We start from the raw sequence: 20,970 nt of genomic DNA, 5'->3' as shown, positions 1-20,970 counted from the left end.
AGATCCCTTCTCGCCCGGGCCTTTCGCGTTCTACTTGCGGCGGAAGATGCGGTAGAGGTTGAAGTCGTAGCCCCAGCCGAAGGACTTGGGTGTCAGAAACTTCGGCTCGTCCGGATTCCACCAGCGGGATTTGACCCGATCCCAGGTAGGGCGGCGCCAGTCGTAGGGGACGCCGAGGAACTTGCCCTGGGGGTCGGGCGGGGTGCTTTCGGTAGGCGCGGGTTCCGTCATAGGGCCAGGTTACGGCGATTTTCTTGGTTGGGGGTTGCGTGGAACAAAAGAGTGAGTGTACGGTCACTCACATGGCAAAGCGCGGAGTTCTCCTCTCCACCTCGGATGTTCGCCGGGAAGCTGTTCTCGATGCGGCAATTGTGGAGTTCGCCCGGACCGGGTATCACGGGACGCCGATTACGACCGTTGCCGCGGCGGCGGGGATATCGACGGCCTACGTGTTCAAGCTGTTTCCGAGCAAGGTGGAGTTGTTCGTCGCGGCGCTGGATCGGTGCTTCGAACTGGTGGAGCGTTCGCTCGCCACGGGGGCTGTCCGGGCGGGGGAGGGTGATCCGGAGAAGATCCTGTACGAAATGGGCGGGGCCTACGCCGAGCTCATCTCGAACAAGAGTCTGCTCATGCTTCAGGTGCACGCGCAGTCGGCGACGGATATCGACGATATCGCCGAGGCGTTGCGGCGCGGGCTGGGCCGGGTCACGGACTATGCCAAGTCGCGATCGGGAGCTTCCGATCTCGAGGTGCAGAAGTTCATGGCCTACGGGCAGCTGTGTCATCTGATCACCACGCTGGGCCTGGATGGGCACGAGGGTGGCTGGGCCGCGATTCTCAATCTCGGCATCCGGCACCCGGGCTGAGTTTTTCAAGCCTCCTGACCTGGGGGCTTTTTATTTACCCAATAGGTGACTGAACAGTCACTCACTGTTGAAGGAGTAGGACGATGTCGATCACCGCCACCGAAATCATGTTGCCGGGAACCGTCGAGCCCGAGGGCCTGGTCATCGCGCACCGTGAGCTGCCGGACCTACTGCCGGGGCAGGCGCTGATTCGGGTAGAGGCCACCGGAGTCTCGTTCGCGGAGCAGCAGATGCGCCGCGGGAAGTACTACGACCAGCCCGCATTCCCGTTCGTGCCGGGATACGACCTGGTGGGGACGGTCGCCGAGGTCGGTTCGGCGGAAGACTCCGCACTGGTGGGCCGCCGGGTCGCGGCGCTGACCAAGACCGGCGGCTGGGCCAGCCACGTGGTGCTGGACACCGTCGACCTGATCGAGGTGCCCGCGGAGTTGGCGGCCGATGCGGCCGAGACCTTCGTGGTCAATGGCATCACCGCCTGGCAGATGCTGCACCGCGGTGCGAAAGTGCGTGCCGGACAGACGATTCTGGTGCACGGTGCGAACGGCGGTGTCGGTTCCACGCTGGTGCAGCTGGCCCTGGCCGCGGGCGTGCGGGTGATCGGCACCGCCTCCGCCCGCAATGCCGACCGGGTGGCCGCGCTCGGCGCGACACCGGTCGACTACCGCGGTGATGTGGTCGCCCAGGTACGGGCGCTGGCCCCCCGCGGCGTGGACGCGGTCTTCGACCATGTCGGCGGCCCCGGAATTGTGGATTCGTTCTCGCTGCTCGCGCCCGGCGGCACCCTGATGGCCTACGGCACCGCCTCCACCAAGGATGACGCGGGCAATTCCCGCCTTCCGGTGCTGCGCCTGTTCGCCCGGCTCATGCTGTGGAACGCACTGCCCAACAAGCGCAATGCGCACTTCTACAACATCTGGGCCGGGCAGCGCCGCGCGGGCGAATTCCGCCGCCGGTTGGCCCGGGACCTGGCCGCTGTCTTCGAGCTCGCCGCCCGGGGCGAACTGCACGCCCAGATCGCCGCCCGCTTCCCCCTGGCCCAGGCTGCCCAGGCCCTGACCCTGGCCGAATCACGAACCGTCACCGGCAAAGTCGTGCTCGTGCAAGAACAGTAGTCGTTGATCTCTCAATCGACGCTGCCGGCCGGAACTACCCAAACATGGGGCTGTCGAGTGACGGTAGCGATGTGTTCGAAGTCGGTGTCGTAATGGACAAGTACCGCGCCATGGTATTCGGCGACCGCCGCTGTCAATAGGTCGACGATGCCTGCCGCGCGGTGCAGTCCCTGACGGGCCATTAGTTGTTGCACCTCGCGAGCGCGGTCGGCAATGGCCTCGTTGACGGGCAGGTTCACGTAGAGGGCGCGACGGCGCTGGGCGATGTTCTGTACGTCCGCGAGATTTCGGCCGGAGTACCCGGCTTCGAGGTCCACGGTTATGCAGGTCGCAGCGGCTCGATCGGCTATGAGCCCGGTCAACACCGTCCGAACCGACTCGTGTCGAAGCCGAGCGGCCGCCGACGTATCGATCAGATGCAGCCGCAGTGGGGTGGCATCGATCAACGGCGTGCCCTGTCCATGACCTCCGGATCATCGATATCGGGTCCCACGCCGAAGCCGTACGGATCGTTGAGTGTCTGCTCGATCCGTCGCCGACGCTGTGCCACGAACTCCAACGCCGCATTGACCGTGTCCTTCTTCGTCGTCGTCCCCAGCTCCTTGGCCGCCAGAGCGAGTGCTTCATCATTCAGATCGATCATCGTTTTCATATTTCTCACGATATGTCTCCAGCAATTATCTCAGCAATACTCTGCAGGTTGATTCGGTGCGGCGGCCGATGCCGATCGGTCTCTCCCCGTGATGTCACACTGCCGGGGGCTATGTCGTCCTTCTTGCAGACGCGGTTCGAATGAGCGGAGCGCGAACGGAAACTGTTGGAAGGTAAGGGATTTCAATGAATATCGCGTATCACATCGTCGGGGTCGCGGCTGCGCTGTGGATCGGGTTCTCGTCGTATTCGCTGTTCACCAAGGCGGAGTTCGTGGTGGATCCGCTGATTCAGTACGGGGTGCCGCGGTCGTGGTGGAATCCGCTGGCGCTGGCCAAGGGGGCCGGGGCGCTCGGGTTGATTGTCGGATTCTTCATTCCGGTGATCGGGATCGCGGCCGCGATCGGGGTGATCCTCTACTTCGCCGGTGCGGTGATCACCACCATTCGGGCGCGGTCGTACAAGACGTCGGTGTTCCCGGTGCTCTACATGGTTCCGGCCATCGCGACTCTCGCCTTGCAGCTCGCCGTGTGAGCGTAGGTTTGGGGGATCGACGAGGGAAGGGGTCGGCCGTGTTGCGGGATCTAATGAAAGAGCCTCCGGCGGTGGAATATTCGCGGGTTTTCGGGGAGCCGCTGCAGACGGCGGACGGGGCCACCATCATCACCGTGACGGGGATTGAGGGATTCCTGCGGCCTCGGCCCCGGCCGGTGGGGGTGTTCGTGGTGCACGGGGGTGAGGTGAAGTGGGAGGCCGCGGAGGATGGCGGACGGATCGCCTTGATCGGGGTGCTCACCGGGCTCTTCGCCGCCACCCTCGCTACCGCCGCAGTGTTCAAGCGGCCGCCGTGGCCGGATCTGCATATCTCGGAACAACTCTGAATCACCTGTGTGAGTGATCACCTCTGCTTCCGCGTGAATCAAAGTTCCTCTATAGATATAGAGGAACTCGATTCGGTGTAGGAGGTTGTCGTGCAGACCAGCGATATCGTTCTGGATCACGATCAGCAGGTGGCCGCGGATCGGCTCGCCGCCATCGCGGCACGGGTCGGCAAGCGGTGGCATCGGCCGCGCGGGCTGTACCTGTACGGCGGGCCGGGGCGCGGCAAGACCATGCTGATGAATCGGTTCTTCGAATCGGTGCCCTCGGAGCACAAGCGCCGCTACCACTTCCACAGCTTCTTCGCCCAGCTGAACGCGGGCATTCACGAATACGGCAATATCGATGCCTCGGCGGCGGCGCTGCTCGGTGACGCGCAGCTGATCTGCTTCGACGAATTCCATGTGCACGACGCGGGGGATGCCCGGCTGGTGGCGCGGCTGTTGGATCTGCTCTTCGCCCGGCACATCACGCTGGTGGTGACCTCCAACTACCCACCGCAGGAGCTGATGCCGAATCCGCTGTGGCATCCCATGTTCGTGCCCACCATCGACCGGATCGTCGAACACCTCGATGTGGTGTCGGTGAACGGTCCGCAGGACTACCGGCAGCTCGGTGATCGGCACACCGGATTCGCGGCGGGGTACTACACCGTCGGTGCGTGCGCGACCGTCGGATCGGTCCGGGTGCCGGTCGCGCATCGGCTGCTGAACGCTCGTGCCGCCGAAAACGGGGAACTGACGGTCGATTTCGCGGAGCTCTGCGGAATCCCGGTATCGGCGGCCGACTTCCTGGAGCTGGCGCGGCGATTCCACCGTTGGACCCTGTGCGAGGTCCCGCCTATGGATTCGGTCCCGCCGGACTGGGTGATGCGCCTGGTGAATCTGGTGGACGTGCTCTACGACGCGGACCTGGAACTCTCGCTGTACGCCCGGGTTCCGCTGGCGGAACTGGGTGCTCAGATCGAAAGAGTCCCCGATCTCTACCGCACCCTGAGCCGTCTGAGTGAGTTGGCCACACCGGTCCCGACCCCCTGACGACCGGCGCGTTTCCGGTGCGCGGGACCGGGGCGCGACGGGGTGGCGACGCTCGGGTGAACACGTCGACTTGATCGACGGAAACGGTTCACGTGCCGTCTACGCGGAGGGGGGCTTGCGTTGCGGGCGGCTTCCTACCGTGCAATCAGGAGGCAGCACCGAACCGGAGGGGACCGATGCGAATCCGCGAGCAGGCCAGGGGTTCAGCGCCCCGGCACCCGAGCATCCCCGGCGGTCGACTCCGCGTGTTGGTGGTCGCCGAATCCTTCCTTCCCCAGGTCAACGGCGTCACCAACTCGGTGCGGCGGGTGCTGGACCATCTGGCCGCCAAAGGGCATGAAGCCGTTCTGATGGCTCCGACCGGTCCGGCCGAGTACGCCGGATTCCGGGTGCATGTGGTGCGCGGGGCGCGCCTGCCGTTCTATCGCGACTTCCGGATCGGGCTGGAGACGCGCCGCCGCCTGCGAAAGGTGCTGCGCGACTTCGAACCCGATGTCGTGCATATCGCCTCCCCGGCGACACTGGGCTATCAGGCGGCGCGAGTCGCCGGTGAGCTCGGGGTGCCGACCGTGGCCATCTACCAAACCGATCTGGTCGGATTCGCCGAACGCTATGACCTCCCCGGCGGCGTGCGCACCATGGCGGCGCTCACCCGGCGCATTCACCTCCAGGTCGATCGCACCCTGGCTCCCTCCACCGCGAGCCTGCGGCAGCTGGAGCTGATGGGTGTGCCGGGTTTGGCGCGCTGGCCGCGCGGTGTGGATCTGGGGCAGTTCGGCCCGTTCCGCCGCTCGGAGGAGCTGCGAAACCGCTTGGCTCCCAAGGGTGAAACGCTGGTCGGCTATATCGGCCGCCTGGCGCCGGAGAAGGAGCTCGAACTCCTCGCGCACCTGCTGCCGCTGCCCGGTGTGAAGCTGGTGATCGTCGGCGGCGGCCCGGAGGAGAAGCGGCTGCGCAAAGTACTGCCCGGCGCGGAGTTCCTCGGTGTCCTGCACGGCGCGGAATTGGGCGCGGCCTACGCCTCTCTCGATGTCTTCGTGCACACCGGCCGGCACGAAACCTATTGCCAGGCAGCGCAGGAGGCCATGGCCTCCGGTGTGCCGGTGGTCGCGCCGCGCTCCGGCGGACCCATCGATGTGGTCACTCCCGGAGCCGGATTCCTTTATCCCCCCGGCGATGCCGAGGCCATGGTGGCCCTGGTCCGTCGCCTCGTCGACGATGACGAACTGCGCGCGCAGACCGCGCAGACCGCTCAGCGCAGTGTGCGCGACCGCTCCTGGGCGGCCGTGAACGATCTGCTGATTCGCCACTACCGCGAAGTGATCGCGGAACGCCGCCGACTGCCAGGCGATGGCGACCTCCGCGCCCCGCTCTCCAAGGAGGCCTCCTGATGCTGCGCATCTCCGTCATCGGCACCGGCTACCTCGGCGCCACGCACGCCGCGGGTATGGCCGAACTCGGCTTCGACGTGCTCGGTGTGGACAACAATCCGGCCAAGGCGGCCGCGCTCTCGGCGGGCCGGGTGCCCTTCCATGAGCCCGGACTGCCGGAACTGCTCGCGGGGCATGTACGGTCGGGCCGCCTGCGGTTCGGCACCTCACTGGTGGCCGCCGCGCGCTTCGCCGACGTCCACTTCCTTTGTGTGGGAACGCCACCCGGGCCCAATGGCGCGGCCGATCTGTCGCAGCTGTACGCCGCGCTCGAGGGTCTGGTGCCACATCTGACCCGCAATTGCCTGATTGTCGGCAAGTCGACGGTGCCGGTCGGTACCGCCGAGGCGTTGACCGCCCGCATCGCCGAGCTCGCTCCGGCGGGTATCTCGGTGGATCTGGCCTGGAATCCGGAGTTCCTGCGCGAGGGGCACGCGGTGCACGACACGCTGAGTCCCAATCGCCTGGTCTTCGGCGTCACCACCCCGGACGCCGAGTGGGCGCTGCGGCAGGTCTACGCGACGCCGATCACGGCGGGTTCCCCGGTGGTGATCACCAATCTGCCGACCGCGGAGTTGATCAAGGTCTCCGCGAATGCCTTTCTGGCGACCAAGATCTCGTTCATCAATGCCATGGCCGAGCTGTGCGAGCTGACCGGCGCGGATGTGACGCTGCTGGCGGACGCGCTCGGTCACGACGATCGGATCGGCCGCAAATTCCTCGGTGCCGGACTGGGTTACGGCGGCGGCTGCCTGCCCAAGGATGTGCGCGCGCTCATCGCCCGCGCGGGTGAACTCGGAGCCGCCGAGACCGTGGACTTCCTGCGCGATATCGACACCATCAATCTGCGCCGTCGCGAGCGGGTGGTGCGCGAGACCCTGGATCTGTTGCACGCCACCGGGTCCCACCGGGTCGGCATTCTCGGGATCGCGTTCAAACCGCTCTCGGACGATGTGCGGGATTCGCCCGCGCTGGATGTGGCGATCCGATTGCAGGCCGCGGGTGTGCAGGTCACCGCCTTCGATCCGGCCGCGACGGCTCCGGCGCGCGCGGTCGCCCCGCAGTTGGTCTACGCCGCCACCGCCACCGCGGCGCTGCACGAGGCGGATGTGGTGCTGCACCTGACCGAGTGGAGTGAGTTCAGGGACCTTGATCCCGCGTTCCTGCGCACTGTGGCGCGCGGGCGGACCCTCATCGATGCCCGCAATGCGCTGGATCCGGAGCCGTGGCTGGCGGCGGGCTGGGATTTCCGTGCGCTCGGGCGGTTGGTCGAATCCCGGAATCCGGTGGAGCGTCCCGTATCCCGGACATCCGGGCAGTCGGAGCCCTTGCGTCCGGGGCTACTTCGCAATGCCCGGAGATCGACGGAAGCGCCTGCCGCACTAACTGATTCGGCGCTGACCCGATTGCGTGCGCGAGTGCGCCGCTCGGCATAGCTCCAGGTGCCACCGCGGTACGCCGGGCCCGGTTCGGGTCCGGCGTTCCCGGCTATTCAGTGCGGTTCGTTATGAGCGATTGGCACGAATTGTCTGTCTTACTACCGGGAGACGTGCGGTGCGGTTGCCACACCTCGAGCGCCGATATATGCGAGAACCGCATGTAATCGGTGTTTGCGAATTCCCCCCAACCGGACCTACCGGCATGTAACTATGTGCCTGATTTACAGGACTCTGGTTAGGGGTACGTGTGACTGGGGTGGGGACACTGGCATCGCGGGTGATCGGATTGATCGCCCTGCTGATGCTGGCCGTCGTCGCCCTGCGCGGATATATCCCCGGCACCGGAGGCCCATCCACCCCGGGCACACCGTCGGCGGTGACACTGGCGCTAATGCCGGTATTGCTGCTGGTCTCGGTGGTGATCCTGGCGGCGGGGGTGATCAACAGCCAGCACCGGCTACCACTCTCGATGCCGGAGCCGGACCGGGAATCGGACCGCCGCGGCACCGGCCTGCCGCGCCTGGGCCTGCTGGTCCTGATCGGACTGGCGGCCGTCACGCTGGTACTCACCGCGGTGCTGAGCGTCTACCTGGTCGGTCCGGGCCGAAATGACCAGGCGGACCAGACGGATACCACTCGCGCGCCCGGCACCTCGGTGACCGAACCGGTGCAGACCGTCGCACCACCGCCGGAGTCCCTGCCCGATCCGCCACTCAGCGGCACGGTGCTGGTGCTGGTGGCGGTCGGCGCGGTCGCGCTGGTTCTGGTCGCCATGACCGGTCTGGTGGTGGTCGCGGTCAGCTCCAGCCGCCGTCCGGAGCCGAAAATCGCTGGTGCGGCGCCCGATACCCCGACCGAGGCGGTCTCGCTGGCCAAGGTCGCGGAGATGGGCCTGGCCGCCATGATCGCGCCCGGTCAGGATCCGCGCACCGCCATCATCGCCTGCTATGTCGCCATGGAACGCGGTCTGGGGCAGGCGCGTGAGGTCGCGCCATTGGCCTCGGACACCCCCTCGGAGGTACTGGCGCGCGCCTTCGATCGCGGCTTCCTGCACGACGCCTCGGCGCGAGAGTTGGTGGCGCTCTTCGAGGAGGCCCGTTTCAGCCCGCACTCCATGCTGGAGTGGCAGCGTATGCGGGCCGAACAACTGCTGCGAATAGTGTTGGCGGACTTGCAGGGAGAGGCGGCTACGCCATGAACCGGGTAGCGATAGTGGTGGTCGGGTTGATCCTGGCCGGACTCTTCGAACTGATCGCCTTGAACAATGAGCGCACCACCCTGCTGCCCATTGCGGGCATCCCGGTCGCCGGGGTGCTGGGGTTGCTGGTCTGGTCACTGCTGGACCGCGCCCGCCGGTACGAGCCCACCGGCCCGGCCGACAATGAAATCGACAACGGCCCGGCCGAGATGCTGACCCGCTGGCAGGCCCGCGCACAACTGCTCGCCGATCGCTCCGAGGGCACCCGCGCGGAGTGGGACCGGCATCTGCGCCCGCTGCTGGCCAAGGAGTTCGAGAGCAGCAGCGGCCATCGGATGGCCAAGAATCGGCGTGCCACCGAGGCCGCCGGGCAACTACTGTTCGGACCCGAACTGTGGCGGTGGGTGGATCCCGCGAATTCGGCGCTGCGCGATCAGGTCAATCCGGCGCCGGGCCGACCGGCGCTGGACGAGATCCTGCGCCGCCTCCAGAACATGTGAACAGGCTTCTGATATGCGAGTACTGATATGACCTCACCGATGGATATGACCGTCAAGCGCACCGATGCCGTGCTGCGGGAGATGGGCCGGGTGGTGGTGGGCAAGCGGGATGAACTGCAGCTCATCATGATCGCGGTGCTGGCGGGTGGGCATATCCTCATCGAGGATCTGCCGGGGCTGGGCAAAACCCTGATCGCGCGCTCGTTCGCGACGGCGCTGGGCTTGAACTTCACCCGGGTGCAGTTCACCCCGGATCTGCTGCCCGCCGATCTGATCGGCTCCACGATCTACGATATGCATTCTGGCCGTTTCAGTTTCCGGCGCGGACCGGTCTTCACCAATATGCTGCTGGCCGACGAGATCAACCGCACCCCGCCCAAGACCCAGGCGGCGCTGCTGGAGGCCATGGCCGAGGGGCAGGTCTCGATCGACGGTGAAACCTTCCCGCTGCCACAGCCTTTCATCGTCATGGCGACCGATAATCCGATCGAGTACGAGGGCACCTACCCGCTGCCCGAGGCCCAATTGGACCGCTTCGCCATGCAATTGCGGCTCGGGTATCTCTCCGAGAACGATGAGATGCAGATGATCCGCCGCCGCCTCGAACGCGGTTCGCAGCCCGCGCAGATCGGTCAGGTCGTCGACGCCGAGGGCCTGATGGAGATGCGCCAATCCGTGGAATTCGTGACGGTGCACCCGGATGTCGTCGGCTACGTCGTCTCCCTGGCCTCCGCCACCCGCGGCCACCCCCAGGTGGAGGTCGGCGCGAGCCCCCGCGCGGAACTCGATCTGGTCCAAATGGCCCGCGCCCGTGCCCTTCTCAACGGCCGCGACTACGTGGTCCCCGAGGATGTGAAAGCCCTTGCCATTCCGGCCATGGCACACCGCATCACCCTGCGCCCGGAGATGTGGGTCCGCCGCATCCGTGGCGAGGACGTCATAGCCGAACTGCTGCGCCGCTTGCCCGTTCCTCGTGCCACCCCGGCATGAGCGAGAACGTGCCCCGTCATCGCGACCGGTGCGAGTCCATGACCCCGTCATCCCGGCATGCTTTTGGCCGGGATCCACACCGGCGGGGAGGTATTCGTGAAGCATCGTGATCTGAGTACCGCCACCGATACCGAATTGCGTTGGCGTCCGGCGCCGTTGGTATTCATGCTGGCGGCGGTATCGGTGCCCGCGCTGGTGGTGGCGGTGGCGTTCGGGCAGTGGCAGCTGGTGGTCTTCGCCGCACCGATGCTCGGGGTACTGGCCACCGCACCACTGCAGCAGTCGCGCACCAGGATTCAGGTGGACGGTGTCGGGGTGCTGCGATGCTTCGAGACCGAGGAGGTCGTGCTGACCGCGGGCGCGTTCGTGGAGAGCGGACATGCGCTGCTGCGCCTGCATTCTCAGCCGGTCCCCGGTATGGAGACGCACGTGGAGGAGACCTTCGATTCGGGGGCCGCTCCGGCCGGAATGCGCATCGCACTCTCCGCGCCGCGGTGGGGCCGGTATCCGGTGCCGGTGCGGGTGACCGCACTGAGTCCGGCCGGGCTGGCGGTGGCCTCGGTCCAGTTGCCCGCCGGTCAGGTGTACGTGTACCCGATTACCGATCCACAGCGAATGCGATTGCCGCGCACCGAACTTCCGGAGCGCATCGGTTCGCATCTGACCCGCAGGCACGGTCCGGGCGTGGAGTTCGCGGATGTGCGCGCGTACGCGCCGGGCGATCAGCTGCGCACGGTGAACTGGGCGGTCAGCGCCCGGCGCGGACGGCTGTTCGTGACCGAGCGCTTCACCAACCGCGCCGCGGATGTGGTTGTGCTGGTGGATACCTCGATGCAGGCCCCGGGCCCGGCCTCGGATTCACTGGAGCTGTCGGTGCGCGGCGCGGCGCAGGTGGCGCAGTCGGCGCTGCAGGCCGGTGACCGCACCGCCGTTGTCTGCCTCGGACATTCGCCGCGCTGGCTGCGCCCCGATATCGGCCGCCGCCAGTTCTATCGCATTGTCGACACCGTGCTCGATGTGGGCGATGAGCATATCGCCACCTCCGGCTCGCTGGCCCCGCACGCGGGCGTGCCGATCGGTGCGGTGGTGGTGGCCTTCTCCACCATGCTGGACACCCAATTCGCCCTGGCCCTGATCGATCTGCGCAAGCGCGGACACGTCGTGGTGGTGGTGGATGTACTGCGCGGCCCGCCGTTCCGGGACGGTCTGGACTCCACCCTGGCGCGCATGTGGCAGTTGGAGCGCACCTCCATGTACCGCGATATGAGCACCGTCGGGGTGGATATCGTGCCGTGGCCGGAGGACACCCGGCTGGATCAGATCATGCGGCTGCTGCCGCAGCAGCGGCGCACCGTGCGGGTGCGCCGATGACCAGATTCCTCGCGGTGCTCGCCGGGCTACTGCTCACGCTGGGGGTCGCCCTGGTGTTGCCCTGGGCGGCCGTTCCCACTTTCGCGCTCGCGGTGGCGGGTTGGCGGTGGCGGGTGAGCGCGGTCGGCGCGGTACTGGTCGCACTGGCCGTGCTCGCGTTCACCGATACCGGCGCCCTGGTAGCCGGGGCCATCGGTTTGGTAGCCACCACCTACCTGCTCAACACCGCGACGGTCTCGGCGCCGGTGGGGGTGGTGCCCACCACCGTCCCCTCGGTGGCGGGCGCGCTGGTCTTCACGGTGGCCGCCGGTGCCGCGACACTCCTGCCCGCGGGGTTGTCCTGGATTCCGATCATCGCGCCGATCACAGTGATCCTGTTGTACGCCATGATCGTTCGAGGACTGGTGGGCGAGCGGTCCGGCGACTGACCGCTACTGCAGGGCCGGTGGCATCCGCGTCGGCTTGATGCGCCCGGCGTCGACGAGGGCGCGGAAAGCCGCTCCCTTGCGGTCACATTCACCGACCACGCAGCGGCGATGCTGCTGCATGGTGCGGTGTGCCTCCTGCACATCGAGTTGATGGTCCGGGGCGCCGTGCGACCAGGCCGAGGTGGACAGAATCGGATCGGCGGATGCGGTGTGCTCGTTGCTGATTCGCTCGCGGATCCGATCCACCGAGAGTCTGTCGGGATCGCGATGCGGTTGATGCAGGCTCGCGACCGTGACGGCCATGATCGTGAGCATTACCAGGGTGGCTGTGAACACCTGCCAGCCGGCCATTGGTTCACCTTCTCCATGTCTATCGGTTGTAGCGGGGTTTATCAGATGTAGTTCGCTAGATATTCACCATAAGGCCGAAGGCGTTACTTGTTCCAGTACTTCATAGGTCAGAAACAGCCGAATTTCGGCCTATAACAGCAACTTACCGGCTGGTTCCGGTCCGAAGTACGCCGAGAGTTTGCGAAGATTTTCCTGTGACCGACGGCCAGGCGCAGTTGCGTTCCATAACCAGTGCGGCACTGCTGGTCGAATTCGCATCGGGCCGGGGGATATCCACGCCGACCCTGCTGCGCGGCACCGGGATTCGGGAGGGGGATCTGCTCGACTCCACCGCCGAGATCACCCTCGGGCAGGAGTTGGCCCTCATGCGCAATGTGGTGGCCGGGGTCGGCGACGAACCGGGCATGGGGCTGATGGCCGGATTGCTGTGCCATCCGCCCAGTTTGGGGGTGCTCGGCTTCGCGCTGATGAGCTGTCCGACCGTGCGCGATGCGGTGAGTCTGGCCTTGCGCTACGCGGATCTGTCCTTCACCGTCGCCCGCCACCACCTGGTCATCGATGGTTCGGATGTCTCAATTGTCCGGGACGACAGTGGTGTTCCGCGTGAAGTGCGGCGCTTCGCGGTGGAGCGCGATGTGGCCGCCATCTGGACGATCCAGCAGGATGTACTGCCCATGCGGCCGCCCATCACCCGGGTCGCGGTGGCCTTTCCACCGCATCCGGTCTACGAGATGTTCGGGGCCATGCTGGGCGTGGACGAGGTGGTCTTCAATGCCGCTCGCTCGGTGGTGACCGGCCCCGCCGATATCCAGAGTCTGCAGCTGCCGCAATCGAATTCGGCCACCGCGCGCTTCTACGAGCAGCAGTGCGCCGATCTCATGCAGCGGCGTCGCAGCCGGGCCGGTATCAGTGGCCGGGTGCGGCAGCTGCTCATCAGCCGTGGCGGTATCGCGGACCAATCACGCATCGCGGCCGAACTGGACCTCAGTGTCCGCACCCTGCGCCGTCGCCTCGCGGACGAGGGCACCACCTTCCGTGAACTCACCACCGAGACCATCGGCCTGCTGGCCGAGGAGCTGCTCATTACCGGAATGACGGTGGAGCAGGCCGCGGTTCGGCTCGGCTACGCCAGCGTCTCGGCCTTCACCTCGGCATTTCGCGCCTGGAAGGGGCAGTCGCCCGGACAGTTCGCGCGGGAGAACCGCGGCCGGGTATCGGTTCGGGTGAGCTGAACGCAATGGTGTGAACGACGTCCAACGGACCGCGAACGCAATCGGGCGATTGAAAAATTCCGATAGCCCGGAAATGTTACGGTGACCGAAAACAGCACGGGCCGCGACCGGAAATCGGTCGCGGCCCAGTTGTTTCGGGTGCTTTACGCGGTGTGGGTCAGCACCACATCGGCCAGGACCGGCGCGTCATCGCGTTCGACAACCGTTGCGGCGATGAGGAGTTCACCGTCGGTCTGCCAGATGCGGGGCGGCATCCGAGCCGAGTACGGCATCGGTGGCGGTCTTCAACACCAGGCCGTAGGTGCACAGGCCGTGCAGAATCGGGTTGGGGAATCCGGCATTCCGGGCGAACTCCGGGTCCGAGTGCAGCGGATTGCGGTCACCGCACATGCGGTACAGCAGCGCCTGCTGCGGCAGGGTCGGGGTCAGCACATCGAAATCCGGTGCGCGATCGGGCAGTTCGGCCTTGGCCGACGGGCCGCGATCGCCGCCGAAACCACCCTCGCCCTTGGCGAAGATGGAAGAGCGCGCGGTCCACAGCAATTCGCCATCGGAGCTGGTGGCGGTGTGCTCCTGCCAGATCACCGCGGCCGAGCCCTTATCCCAGATCTCGCTGATCCGGCGCTCGAAAACCGCCTTGCCCGAGGCCGGAATCGGCCGGTGCACCACGATCTCCTGGCTGCCGTGCACCACCTTCGCGAGGTCGATGTCGACACCCGGGAACTGCACCTTGGGCGGCTCGGTCTCGTGGAAGAACGGTGCGACCGTAGCGAAAGAGGGCAGAACTTGCGGATTGCGGTCATCCACATAACGCAGTTCGGCGGCCTCGGTCCAGCGCGCGCCCGCACCCAGCGCCAGGTTGTACAGCTGCACATCCGACGGCGTCCAACTGAAGTCGACGGTCGGAAGCTGCGCGCCGAGCGCGATATTCGGATCGATGGGCATGAATTGTCTCCTCGTGAGATCGGTGGGCGGTCACCCAGGGACCCACTCGGGTCCGATCCTGCGACGCATTCCGGCGGTAAGCAAGCAGCGCGCCCGCTCGCCGGGACACGCACCGGCCGGGGCGGGGTCTGAAGTTTCAGGGCCGGGCCGCCGACACCGGGCAGGGGGTTCCGGTGGCGGCGGTCCGGCGGGGTGGGTTGGGCGCGAAACCGACGTGACCCGGTCGCGCGCCCAACCCGTCCTGAACCGGGTTGGGACGGTTCAGGAGTTCTGGTCGGCCTTGGCCGCGGCGCCGTTCTTCGCCTTGGCGGCGATATCGAGCGCGGCCAGGTAGCCGAAGGTGATCGCGGGTCCGATGGTCGCGCCGGGACCGGCGTAGGTGTGACCCATGACGGGGGAGGAGGTATTGCCCGCGGCGTAGAGGCCGTCGATGACGGTCCCGTCCTCGCGCAGTACGCGGCCGTCGTTATCGGTGACCAGACCACCCTTGGTGCCCAGGTCACCCGGATACATTCGCACACCGTAGAACGGGCCGACCTCGAGCTTGTTCAGGCACGGGTTGGGCTTGATGGTCGGATCGCCGTAGTAGCGGTCGTACGCGCTCTTACCGCGGCTGAAGTCCTCGTCCACACCGCTCTCGACGAAGCCGTTGAAGCGTTCGACGGTGGCGCCCAAGCTATCGGCGGGCACGCCCATCTTCTCGGCGAGCTCCGCCAAGGTCGGCGCCACGACAATATTGTCGTTTTCCATCCAGCGGGACGGAAAACGCTGACCGGGCTGCAGACCAGCGAAGATGTAGCGACTCCGGTAGCGCTGGTCGAACACCAGCCATGAGGGCACGTTCTCACCGGGGCCGTCACCCTGCCCGTATTCGCCGCCGTACATGGTGTGCACAGCCTCGACGTAAGGAGCGGACTCATTACCGAATCGCTTGCCTTCGGCGTTGACGATGATGCACCCGGGCAGATTGCGCTCGGCGAGCGCGAACCACGGCTTGCCCTGACCCTTCATGGTTGTCGGACCCCACCAGGCGTCCTCCATGAAGTCAACGGCCGCACCGGCTTCCAGGCCCGCGCGAATGGCGTCGCCGGTATTGGCGGTCGCGCCGGTGGTCCATTCGGTGGTGATGGGTTCGCGCTGGTACTTGTGCCGCATATCGGCGTTGTGCTCGAAGCCGCCCGCGCCCAGGATGACGCCGTACTTGGCGTTGAAGCGCACGGTCTCGCCGTTCTGCTCGGCCTCGACGCCGGTGACGACACCGTTCTCGATGACCAGTCCGGTGAGCGGAGTGTTCAGCAGCACAGGCACATTCGCGTCGAGCAGGCCCTTGCGCATACCCGCGATGATCGCCTGGCCCATTCCGACCAGCGCCTTGCCGGTGACTTTGCCCCAGGCCCAACGGGTTCCGACGCGCAGTACGGTGGCGAAGCCGATGGGGTGGCGGCGCAGCAGGTTCAGCTTCTTGTAATCGGCCTGCAGGATAACGACATTCAGCGGAGCCTTGGAGTAGGGCGGTTCCAGGTTGAAGCGCTCGTTGCCGAGGATCTTGAGGTTCAGCGGTTTGGGTTCGCAGGAGCGGCCGTCCGCGCGGCCGCCCGGTGCCTCCGGGTAGTAGTCGGAGTAGCCCGGTACCCACTTCATCTTCAGGGCGGAGTGGTCCAGTACGAAGTCGAAAGCCTCTGCGCCGCGGTCGATATAGGTATCGATCTTGTCGGCGGGCACCACATCGCCGATGATGCTGCGCAGGTAGGTGCGGGCATCCTCACGGTCGTCGGGGCGTCCCGACGCCTTGAGCGCCTTGTTGCCTGGGATCCAGACACCACCGCCCGAGCGGGCGGTCGAACCGCCGTAATGCGCGGCCTTCTCGATGAGCACCACGCGCAGACCGCGGTGTGCGGCGGTGAGGGCGGCGGTCATACCGGCGGCACCGCTGCCGACCACCACCACGTCGTAATCCCGATCAGTCATGTAGAACACGTTATAGAATCAATCCGGGTTTGGTCTATGTTGGTCTGGCAGATGGGACTGCTGAGGCGATTTACTTCACAAAAACTCGTTTCAGTTTCTAGTCTCTTAACTGCGTGGCCACCGGCCGGGCCCCTCGATGGAAGGAAACAGCGTGCTGACCGACGCGCTACGGAGTGAACTGGCAGAAGAGCTCGCCCTGGCTGAGCGGGATCGCATTCCGCTCGACCCGCTGGTCGCGCGCTATCCCGACATCGACGTGGTCGACGCCTACGAGATCCAGCTGCTGAATATTCGGCGGCGGACCGCGGCCGGCGCCCGCATCATCGGGCATAAGGTAGGCCTGTCCTCGGCCGCCATGCAGCAGATGATGGGTGTCGACGAGCCCGATTACGGGCATCTGCTCGCCGAGATGGAGGTCTTCGAAGACGTCCCGGTGGACACCTCCAAATTCCTGTACCCGCGCGTGGAGGTCGAGGTCGGTTTCGTGCTCGGCGCGGACCTGCCCGGCGAGGATTGCACCGAAGAGGATGTGTTGAACGCCACAGTCGCGTACGCGCCCTCGATCGAACTCATCGACACCCGCATCAAGGACTGGAAGATCGGGCTGTGCGACACCATCGCCGATAACGCCTCTTCCGCCGGCTGGGTGCTCGGCAAGGAGCGCGTCGCTCCGAATGAGCTGGATATCAAGAAGATCGACGCGGTACTCACCCGCAATGGCGAGGTTGTGGCGCAGGGCCGCTCCGACGCCGTGCTGGGCGATCCGACCATCGGCGTCGCGTGGCTGGCCCGCAAGGTCGCCTCGTTCGGTGTCCGGCTGAAGAAGGGCGACATCGTGCTGCCCGGATCCTGCACCCGCGCCATCGACGCTCGCCCGGGCGACGACTTCACCGCCGAGTTCGCAGGGCTCGGTTCCGTTCGTCTGCGTTTCAGCTGACACAACCGAGTAGGAGAAAGTTGTGACTGGCAAAGTCACCGCAGCCATCGTCGGCTCCGGCAATATCAGCACCGATCTGCTGTACAAGCTGCTGCGTTCGGACAAGATCGAACCGCGCTGGATGATCGGTATCGACCCGGATTCCGAGGGGCTCAAGCGGGCTCGCGGACTGGGTCTCGAGACCTCCGCGGAAGGCGCGGATTGGCTTCTCGCCCTTGATGAGAAGCCCGATCTGCTGTTCGAGGCCACCTCCGCGTATGTGCACCGCGCGTACGCGCCCAAGTACGAGGCCGCGGGTATCCGCGCCGTCGACCTCACCCCCGCCGCCGTCGGCCCGGCCGTGATTCCGCCGGTGAACCTGGATTCGCTGCGGGACGCGCCGAACGTCAACATGATCACCTGTGGTGGTCAGGCGACGATTCCGATGGTCGCGGCCGTTTCCCGGGTCGTTCCCGTCGCGTACGCCGAGATCGTGGCGTCGGTTTCCTCGGTGTCGGCCGGTCCCGGAACCCGTGCGAACATCGACGAATTCACCAAGACCACCTCCAAGGGCGTCGAGACCATCGGTGGTGCCGCTCGCGGCAAGGCGATCATCATTCTGAACCCGGCCGAGCCGCCGATGATCATGCGCGACACCATCTTCTGCGCCATTCCCGAGGATGCCGACCGCGATGCCATCACCGCCTCCATCCACGAGATGGAGAAGGCGATCCAGCAGTACGTGCCCGGCTACCGACTGCTGAACGAGCCGCAGTTCGACGACCCGTCACTGGTTTCCGGTGGGATGGCGAAGGTTTCGATCTTCGTCGAGGTCGAGGGCGCGGGCGACTTCCTGCCGCCGTACGCGGGCAACCTGGACATCATGACCGCGGCCGCCACTCAGGTCGGCAATGTGATGGCCGATCAGATCATCTCGGCTCGGGTGTAAGGAGATTCGACCATGAACAATGTGCTGAAGCCTTTCTCGGGCGAAATCGATGTGCGGGTGACCGATACGTCGCTGCGTGACGGTTCGCATCACAAGCGTCACCAGTTCACGGTGACCGAGGTGCGCGATATCGTTGCCGCCCTGGACAACTCGGGTGTGCCGGTTATCGAGGTCACGCACGGTGACGGCCTCGCCGGTTCCTCGTTCAACTACGGGTTCTCCAAAACCCCTGAGCAGGAACTGATCAAGGCCGCCGCGGAGACCGCCAAGCAGGCCAAGATCGCCTTCCTCATGCTGCCCGGTGTCGGCATCAAGGAAGACATCAATATCTCGCAGGACAACGGTGCGTCCATCTGCCGCATCGCGACCCACTGCACCGAGGCCGATGTCTCCATCCAGCACTTCGGCTACGCCCGGGATCTGGGCCTGGAGACCGTCGGCTTCCTGATGATGGCGCACTCCACCACCCCGGAGAACCTGGCCAAGCAGGCGCGCATCATGGCCGATGCCGGCTGCCAGTGCGTGTACGTCGTCGACTCCGCCGGTGCCCTTGTGCTGGAACAGGTTTCGGATCGCGTCTCCGCGCTCGTCGCCGAACTCGGCAATGACGCGCAGGTCGGTTTCCACGGCCACGAGAACCTGGGCCTGGCCGTCGCGAACTCCGTGTACGCGGTCCGCGCCGGTGCCACCCAGATCGACGGCTCCGCTCGCCGCTTCGGCGCGGGCGCGGGCAACCTGCCGGTCGAGGCGTTCATCGGTGTCTGCGACAAGCTCGGCGTCAAGACCGGCGTCGACTTCTTCGCCATCACCGACGCCGCCGAAGATGTTGTCCGCCCGGCCATGCCGAGCGAATGCCTCCTCGACCGCCAGGCCCTGATGATGGGTTACGCGGGCGTCTACTCCTCGTTCCTGCGGCACGCCGAGCGCCAGGCCGAACGCTACGGCGTCTCCGCCGCGGAGATGCTCGTCCGCGCCGGCAAGCGCAAGCTCGTCGGTGGCCAGGAAGACCAGCTCATCGATATCGCCCTGGAACTCCAGCGCGAGAAGGCGGCGGTCACCGCCTGATCCGCTGGTGCATAACGAGCTGGGCCGCAACCATTTCCGGTTGTGGCCCAGCTCGTCTCTATGCTCCGATCGGACCGCGCAGTCAAGGCGCGGCGACCGCCAGGGCGGCATACCCGATCGCGGCGAACACATCGTCGGCCTCCAGGTCGGGATAGTCGCCGAGAATCTCCTGCACCGATACTCCCGCCGCGAGCAGTTCGAGCAAGAGTGCGACGGGGTAGCGCATTCCTCGGATAACCGGCTTGCCATGGCAGATGGCCGGATCGAAGGTAATCCGCTCCAGATTGGACATGCCCCGAATTCTAGGGTCGCTCCCTAACCCTTCTCTGTGGATCCGGTGACCCCGTCCTGTGGTTATCCACCCCCACCCCCTCCTCTAGGGTCGACCCATGACCGACATCGTGCTGTACGGAGCGGACTGGTGCGGCGACTGCCGCCGCGCGAAGACCTGGCTGCGCGAAAACAACATCCCATTCACCGAGGTAGACGTAGAACACGACGAGGCCGCCCGCGACAAGGCCATCGAACTGGCCGACGGCCGCAAGAACATCCCCGTGGTCGTCTTCCCCAACGGCACAATCCTCATCGAACCCACCAACGCCGACCTCGCCGCCGCCATAAAGCCCTGACACCGTCCCCGCTCGTCGAGGAAGACAGCGGCATGGTCGACCGTTCCGAATGGGCTGAGATCCGCGATCGTAGGATGCGTGAGCCCGGAGCCGAAGAAGCCTACGCGGCAGCGCGGTTGGCATACGGGCTGGTGAGTCATCAATCAGGCGCCGCCCCGACCAGGTTCAATGACGGCGTCTGTCCGTCTGACGCGGATGACCGGTTCCCGCCTGAGTAATCCAGATGGTGTGCTGGTCGTCATCGATCGCGTACCAGATCCGGCCGCCTCCGGTCACTTCGGATTGCCATTGTTCCAGCGCGACACTTATCCACCTGTACTCGGCTCAGGTCGTATCTGAGCGGGTGCTGTCGGGCAGGCTCTTCCCGGCAGCGCGGGTCGGAAGTTATCGCTATCCAGGCTCGATCGAGGTTCTCGAATGCTTGAGAGAGCAGTGCCTCCCAGCCCTTTGCGGCCTGTCGGTCGACAAATCGGACAGCCCAACCGGTTGCCCGACGAGCCTCGTCTCCACGTCCGAGTTTGTCAGCCATCATTGCTACCCGGGCGTTCGACGTCGACCGCATCGGTCGTGTCGAACGGCCCGCGTAGCCGCTGGGCGAGCTCGGGGTCGGAGTAGATTTCGGCAGTCGCCTGCCACTCCCGCAGTGCGCGTGAAAACGGCAGCAGCAGACCGGTTTCCGCACCGGCGAGCAGGTGGCCGAGCAGTTCTCGGACGCACTGGGGCCGCGCTGCCGCCGGAAGCCAGGTCAACCAGGGCAGTTCCTCGGCGAAGACCTCTTCCGCCAGTTCCCGGTTCGCCTTCGCGATGATCGCGAGCGAACGGGCCGCCAGCCCAAGCCCCTTCACCATGGCTTCAAAGCGCTCGCAGCGCATGAGGACGAGGTTCTCCGCATCCCGCCGCTCGAGAATCACATCCGCATCATCGAGTGCGGGAAACACACTGGTCTGCTTATTGATCAGAGTGGAGAAGGGGAACGTCTGCGTGGCCATCTCCCCATGGTACGCGCCTAGTTCG

Annotated in this window: 24 protein-coding genes and 1 pseudogene; 17 read left to right on the top strand and 8 right to left on the bottom strand. The window is 66.0% G+C overall.

Going from position 1 to position 20,970, the window contains the following annotated elements:
• Positions 1–30: 30 nt before the first annotated feature.
• Positions 31–231: a hypothetical protein gene (locus tag OHB26_RS09010; protein ID WP_330183740.1), complete on the bottom strand. Its 201-nt coding sequence runs from the start codon at positions 229–231 to the stop codon at positions 31–33.
• Positions 232–302: 71 nt separating this feature from the next.
• Here OHB26_RS09010 and OHB26_RS09005 point away from each other — a divergent pair, with 71 nt between their 5' ends.
• Together OHB26_RS09005 and OHB26_RS09000 are read left to right on the top strand one after the other, a co-directional pair.
• On the top strand, positions 303–866 hold the full coding sequence (locus tag OHB26_RS09005; protein ID WP_330183739.1) for a TetR/AcrR family transcriptional regulator: 564 nt from the start codon (positions 303–305) through the stop codon (positions 864–866).
• 83 nt (positions 867–949) lie between these two features.
• Positions 950–1,978 carry a medium chain dehydrogenase/reductase family protein gene (locus tag OHB26_RS09000; protein WP_330183738.1) on the top strand — a complete coding sequence of 343 codons (1,029 nt, stop codon included), beginning with the start codon at positions 950–952 and terminating at the stop codon, positions 1,976–1,978.
• Positions 1,979–1,989: 11 nt separating this feature from the next.
• Here the strand turns inward: OHB26_RS09000 and OHB26_RS08995 are convergent, their stop codons facing one another.
• Together OHB26_RS08995 and OHB26_RS08990 are read right to left on the bottom strand one after the other, a co-directional pair.
• Positions 1,990–2,424, bottom strand: coding sequence for a PIN domain-containing protein (locus tag OHB26_RS08995; protein ID WP_330183737.1), 435 nt, complete (start codon positions 2,422–2,424; stop codon positions 1,990–1,992).
• A complete protein-coding gene (locus tag OHB26_RS08990; protein WP_330183736.1) occupies positions 2,421–2,630 on the bottom strand; it encodes a type II toxin-antitoxin system VapB family antitoxin in 210 nt (69 codons plus the stop codon). Before OHB26_RS08990 ends, OHB26_RS08995 begins: the two co-directional genes overlap by 4 nt.
• A 185-nt stretch (positions 2,631–2,815) precedes the next feature.
• Between OHB26_RS08990 and OHB26_RS08985 the strand changes: the two genes are divergently transcribed.
• From OHB26_RS08985 to OHB26_RS08940, 10 genes are all read left to right on the top strand, one after another.
• A complete protein-coding gene (locus OHB26_RS08985) occupies positions 2,816–3,163 on the top strand; it encodes a DoxX family protein (RefSeq protein WP_330183735.1) in 348 nt (115 codons plus the stop codon).
• Between the two features lie 134 nt (positions 3,164–3,297).
• Positions 3,298–3,510, top strand: a complete 213-nt coding sequence (locus OHB26_RS08980) for a hypothetical protein (RefSeq protein ID WP_330183734.1) — start codon at positions 3,298–3,300, stop codon at positions 3,508–3,510.
• A 90-nt stretch (positions 3,511–3,600) separates the two neighbouring features.
• The gene (zapE, locus tag OHB26_RS08975) at positions 3,601–4,545 is read left to right on the top strand and encodes a cell division protein ZapE (RefSeq protein ID WP_330183733.1); all 945 of its coding nucleotides are present in this window, start codon (positions 3,601–3,603) and stop codon (positions 4,543–4,545) included.
• A 176-nt stretch (positions 4,546–4,721) separates the two neighbouring features.
• Entirely contained in the window at positions 4,722–5,936 is a 1,215-nt protein-coding gene (locus tag OHB26_RS08970) for a glycosyltransferase family 4 protein (protein ID WP_330183732.1), read from the top strand.
• Between the two features lie 2 nt (positions 5,937–5,938).
• Complete coding sequence (locus OHB26_RS08965; RefSeq protein WP_330185549.1) at positions 5,939–7,411, top strand: UDP-glucose dehydrogenase family protein; 1,473 nt, start codon at positions 5,939–5,941, stop codon at positions 7,409–7,411.
• Positions 7,412–7,661: 250 nt separating this feature from the next.
• On the top strand, positions 7,662–8,612 hold the full coding sequence (locus OHB26_RS08960) for a DUF4129 domain-containing protein (protein WP_330183731.1): 951 nt from the start codon (positions 7,662–7,664) through the stop codon (positions 8,610–8,612).
• Entirely contained in the window at positions 8,609–9,112 is a 504-nt protein-coding gene (locus OHB26_RS08955; protein WP_330183730.1) for a hypothetical protein, read from the top strand. Before OHB26_RS08960 ends, OHB26_RS08955 begins: the two co-directional genes overlap by 4 nt.
• Before the next feature lie 27 nt (positions 9,113–9,139).
• Positions 9,140–10,102, top strand: coding sequence for an AAA family ATPase (locus OHB26_RS08950; RefSeq protein WP_330183729.1), 963 nt, complete (start codon positions 9,140–9,142; stop codon positions 10,100–10,102).
• Between the two features lie 96 nt (positions 10,103–10,198).
• Positions 10,199–11,473 carry a DUF58 domain-containing protein gene (locus OHB26_RS08945; protein ID WP_330183728.1) on the top strand — a complete coding sequence of 425 codons (1,275 nt, stop codon included), beginning with the start codon at positions 10,199–10,201 and terminating at the stop codon, positions 11,471–11,473.
• Positions 11,470–11,901 carry a hypothetical protein gene (locus OHB26_RS08940; RefSeq protein WP_330183727.1) on the top strand — a complete coding sequence of 144 codons (432 nt, stop codon included), beginning with the start codon at positions 11,470–11,472 and terminating at the stop codon, positions 11,899–11,901. The genes OHB26_RS08945 and OHB26_RS08940 overlap by 4 nt, the downstream gene beginning before the upstream one ends.
• A 3-nt stretch (positions 11,902–11,904) precedes the next feature.
• On the opposite strand, the gene OHB26_RS08935 is transcribed toward OHB26_RS08940, so the two are convergent.
• Positions 11,905–12,252 (bottom strand): hypothetical protein, encoded by a 348-nt coding sequence (locus tag OHB26_RS08935; protein WP_330183726.1) that lies wholly within the window; start codon positions 12,250–12,252, stop codon positions 11,905–11,907.
• Between the two features lie 194 nt (positions 12,253–12,446).
• Between OHB26_RS08935 and OHB26_RS08930 the strand changes: the two genes are divergently transcribed.
• A complete protein-coding gene (locus OHB26_RS08930) occupies positions 12,447–13,484 on the top strand; it encodes an AraC family transcriptional regulator (protein ID WP_330183725.1) in 1,038 nt (345 codons plus the stop codon).
• Between the two features lie 143 nt (positions 13,485–13,627).
• Here the strand turns inward: OHB26_RS08930 and OHB26_RS08925 are convergent.
• Positions 13,628–14,429: pseudogene (locus tag OHB26_RS08925) on the bottom strand (MaoC/PaaZ C-terminal domain-containing protein).
• 261 nt (positions 14,430–14,690) lie between these two features.
• Positions 14,691–16,397: a 3-oxosteroid 1-dehydrogenase gene (gene kstD / locus OHB26_RS08920; RefSeq protein ID WP_330183724.1), complete on the bottom strand. Its 1,707-nt coding sequence runs from the start codon at positions 16,395–16,397 to the stop codon at positions 14,691–14,693.
• A gap of 151 nt (positions 16,398–16,548) precedes the next feature.
• Here kstD and OHB26_RS08915 point away from each other — a divergent pair, with 151 nt between their 5' ends.
• From OHB26_RS08915 to dmpG, 3 genes are read left to right on the top strand one after another with little or no spacing between them, the layout of a single operon-like run.
• A complete protein-coding gene (locus OHB26_RS08915; RefSeq protein WP_330183723.1) occupies positions 16,549–17,334 on the top strand; it encodes a 2-keto-4-pentenoate hydratase in 786 nt (261 codons plus the stop codon).
• A 22-nt stretch (positions 17,335–17,356) separates the two neighbouring features.
• Complete coding sequence (locus OHB26_RS08910; protein WP_330183722.1) at positions 17,357–18,262, top strand: acetaldehyde dehydrogenase (acetylating); 906 nt, start codon at positions 17,357–17,359, stop codon at positions 18,260–18,262.
• A 12-nt stretch (positions 18,263–18,274) separates the two neighbouring features.
• Positions 18,275–19,327, top strand: a complete 1,053-nt coding sequence (gene dmpG, locus OHB26_RS08905) for a 4-hydroxy-2-oxovalerate aldolase (protein WP_330183721.1) — start codon at positions 18,275–18,277, stop codon at positions 19,325–19,327.
• Between the two features lie 82 nt (positions 19,328–19,409).
• Here the strand turns inward: dmpG and OHB26_RS08900 are convergent, their stop codons facing one another.
• Positions 19,410–19,619, bottom strand: a complete 210-nt coding sequence (locus tag OHB26_RS08900; protein ID WP_330183720.1) for a DUF433 domain-containing protein — start codon at positions 19,617–19,619, stop codon at positions 19,410–19,412.
• A 97-nt stretch (positions 19,620–19,716) separates the two neighbouring features.
• Here OHB26_RS08900 and OHB26_RS08895 point away from each other — a divergent pair, with 97 nt between their 5' ends.
• Positions 19,717–19,956 (top strand): glutaredoxin family protein, encoded by a 240-nt coding sequence (locus tag OHB26_RS08895; protein ID WP_330183719.1) that lies wholly within the window; start codon positions 19,717–19,719, stop codon positions 19,954–19,956.
• 521 nt (positions 19,957–20,477) lie between these two features.
• On the opposite strand, the gene OHB26_RS08890 is transcribed toward OHB26_RS08895, so the two are convergent.
• Positions 20,478–20,945 carry a hypothetical protein gene (locus tag OHB26_RS08890; RefSeq protein ID WP_330183718.1) on the bottom strand — a complete coding sequence of 156 codons (468 nt, stop codon included), beginning with the start codon at positions 20,943–20,945 and terminating at the stop codon, positions 20,478–20,480.
• Positions 20,946–20,970: the final 25 nt, after the last annotated feature.

Source organism: Nocardia sp. NBC_01503 (genome assembly GCF_036327755.1).
GTDB lineage: Bacteria > Actinomycetota > Actinomycetes > Mycobacteriales > Mycobacteriaceae > Nocardia.
The sequence above is the reverse complement of the archived record's forward strand: the minus strand, read 5'-3'. Positions and strand labels throughout refer to the sequence as shown.

Coding starts and splice junctions, on each gene's coding strand:
- OHB26_RS09010 (WP_330183740.1), bottom strand. CDS start 231: ATGACGGAACCCGCGCCTACCGAAAGCACCCCGCCCGACCCCCAGGGC.
- OHB26_RS09005 (WP_330183739.1), top strand. CDS start 303: ATGGCAAAGCGCGGAGTTCTCCTCTCCACCTCGGATGTTCGCCGGGAA.
- OHB26_RS09000 (WP_330183738.1), top strand. CDS start 950: ATGTCGATCACCGCCACCGAAATCATGTTGCCGGGAACCGTCGAGCCC.
- OHB26_RS08990 (WP_330183736.1), bottom strand. CDS start 2,630: ATGAAAACGATGATCGATCTGAATGATGAAGCACTCGCTCTGGCGGCC.
- OHB26_RS08985 (WP_330183735.1), top strand. CDS start 2,816: ATGAATATCGCGTATCACATCGTCGGGGTCGCGGCTGCGCTGTGGATC.
- OHB26_RS08970 (WP_330183732.1), top strand. CDS start 4,722: ATGCGAATCCGCGAGCAGGCCAGGGGTTCAGCGCCCCGGCACCCGAGC.
- OHB26_RS08955 (WP_330183730.1), top strand. CDS start 8,609: ATGAACCGGGTAGCGATAGTGGTGGTCGGGTTGATCCTGGCCGGACTC.
- OHB26_RS08950 (WP_330183729.1), top strand. CDS start 9,140: ATGACCTCACCGATGGATATGACCGTCAAGCGCACCGATGCCGTGCTG.
- OHB26_RS08940 (WP_330183727.1), top strand. CDS start 11,470: ATGACCAGATTCCTCGCGGTGCTCGCCGGGCTACTGCTCACGCTGGGG.
- OHB26_RS08935 (WP_330183726.1), bottom strand. CDS start 12,252: ATGGCCGGCTGGCAGGTGTTCACAGCCACCCTGGTAATGCTCACGATC.
- kstD (WP_330183724.1), bottom strand. CDS start 16,397: ATGACTGATCGGGATTACGACGTGGTGGTGGTCGGCAGCGGTGCCGCC.
- dmpG (WP_330183721.1), top strand. CDS start 18,275: ATGAACAATGTGCTGAAGCCTTTCTCGGGCGAAATCGATGTGCGGGTG.
- OHB26_RS08900 (WP_330183720.1), bottom strand. CDS start 19,619: ATGTCCAATCTGGAGCGGATTACCTTCGATCCGGCCATCTGCCATGGC.
- OHB26_RS08895 (WP_330183719.1), top strand. CDS start 19,717: ATGACCGACATCGTGCTGTACGGAGCGGACTGGTGCGGCGACTGCCGC.
- OHB26_RS08890 (WP_330183718.1), bottom strand. CDS start 20,945: ATGGCCACGCAGACGTTCCCCTTCTCCACTCTGATCAATAAGCAGACC.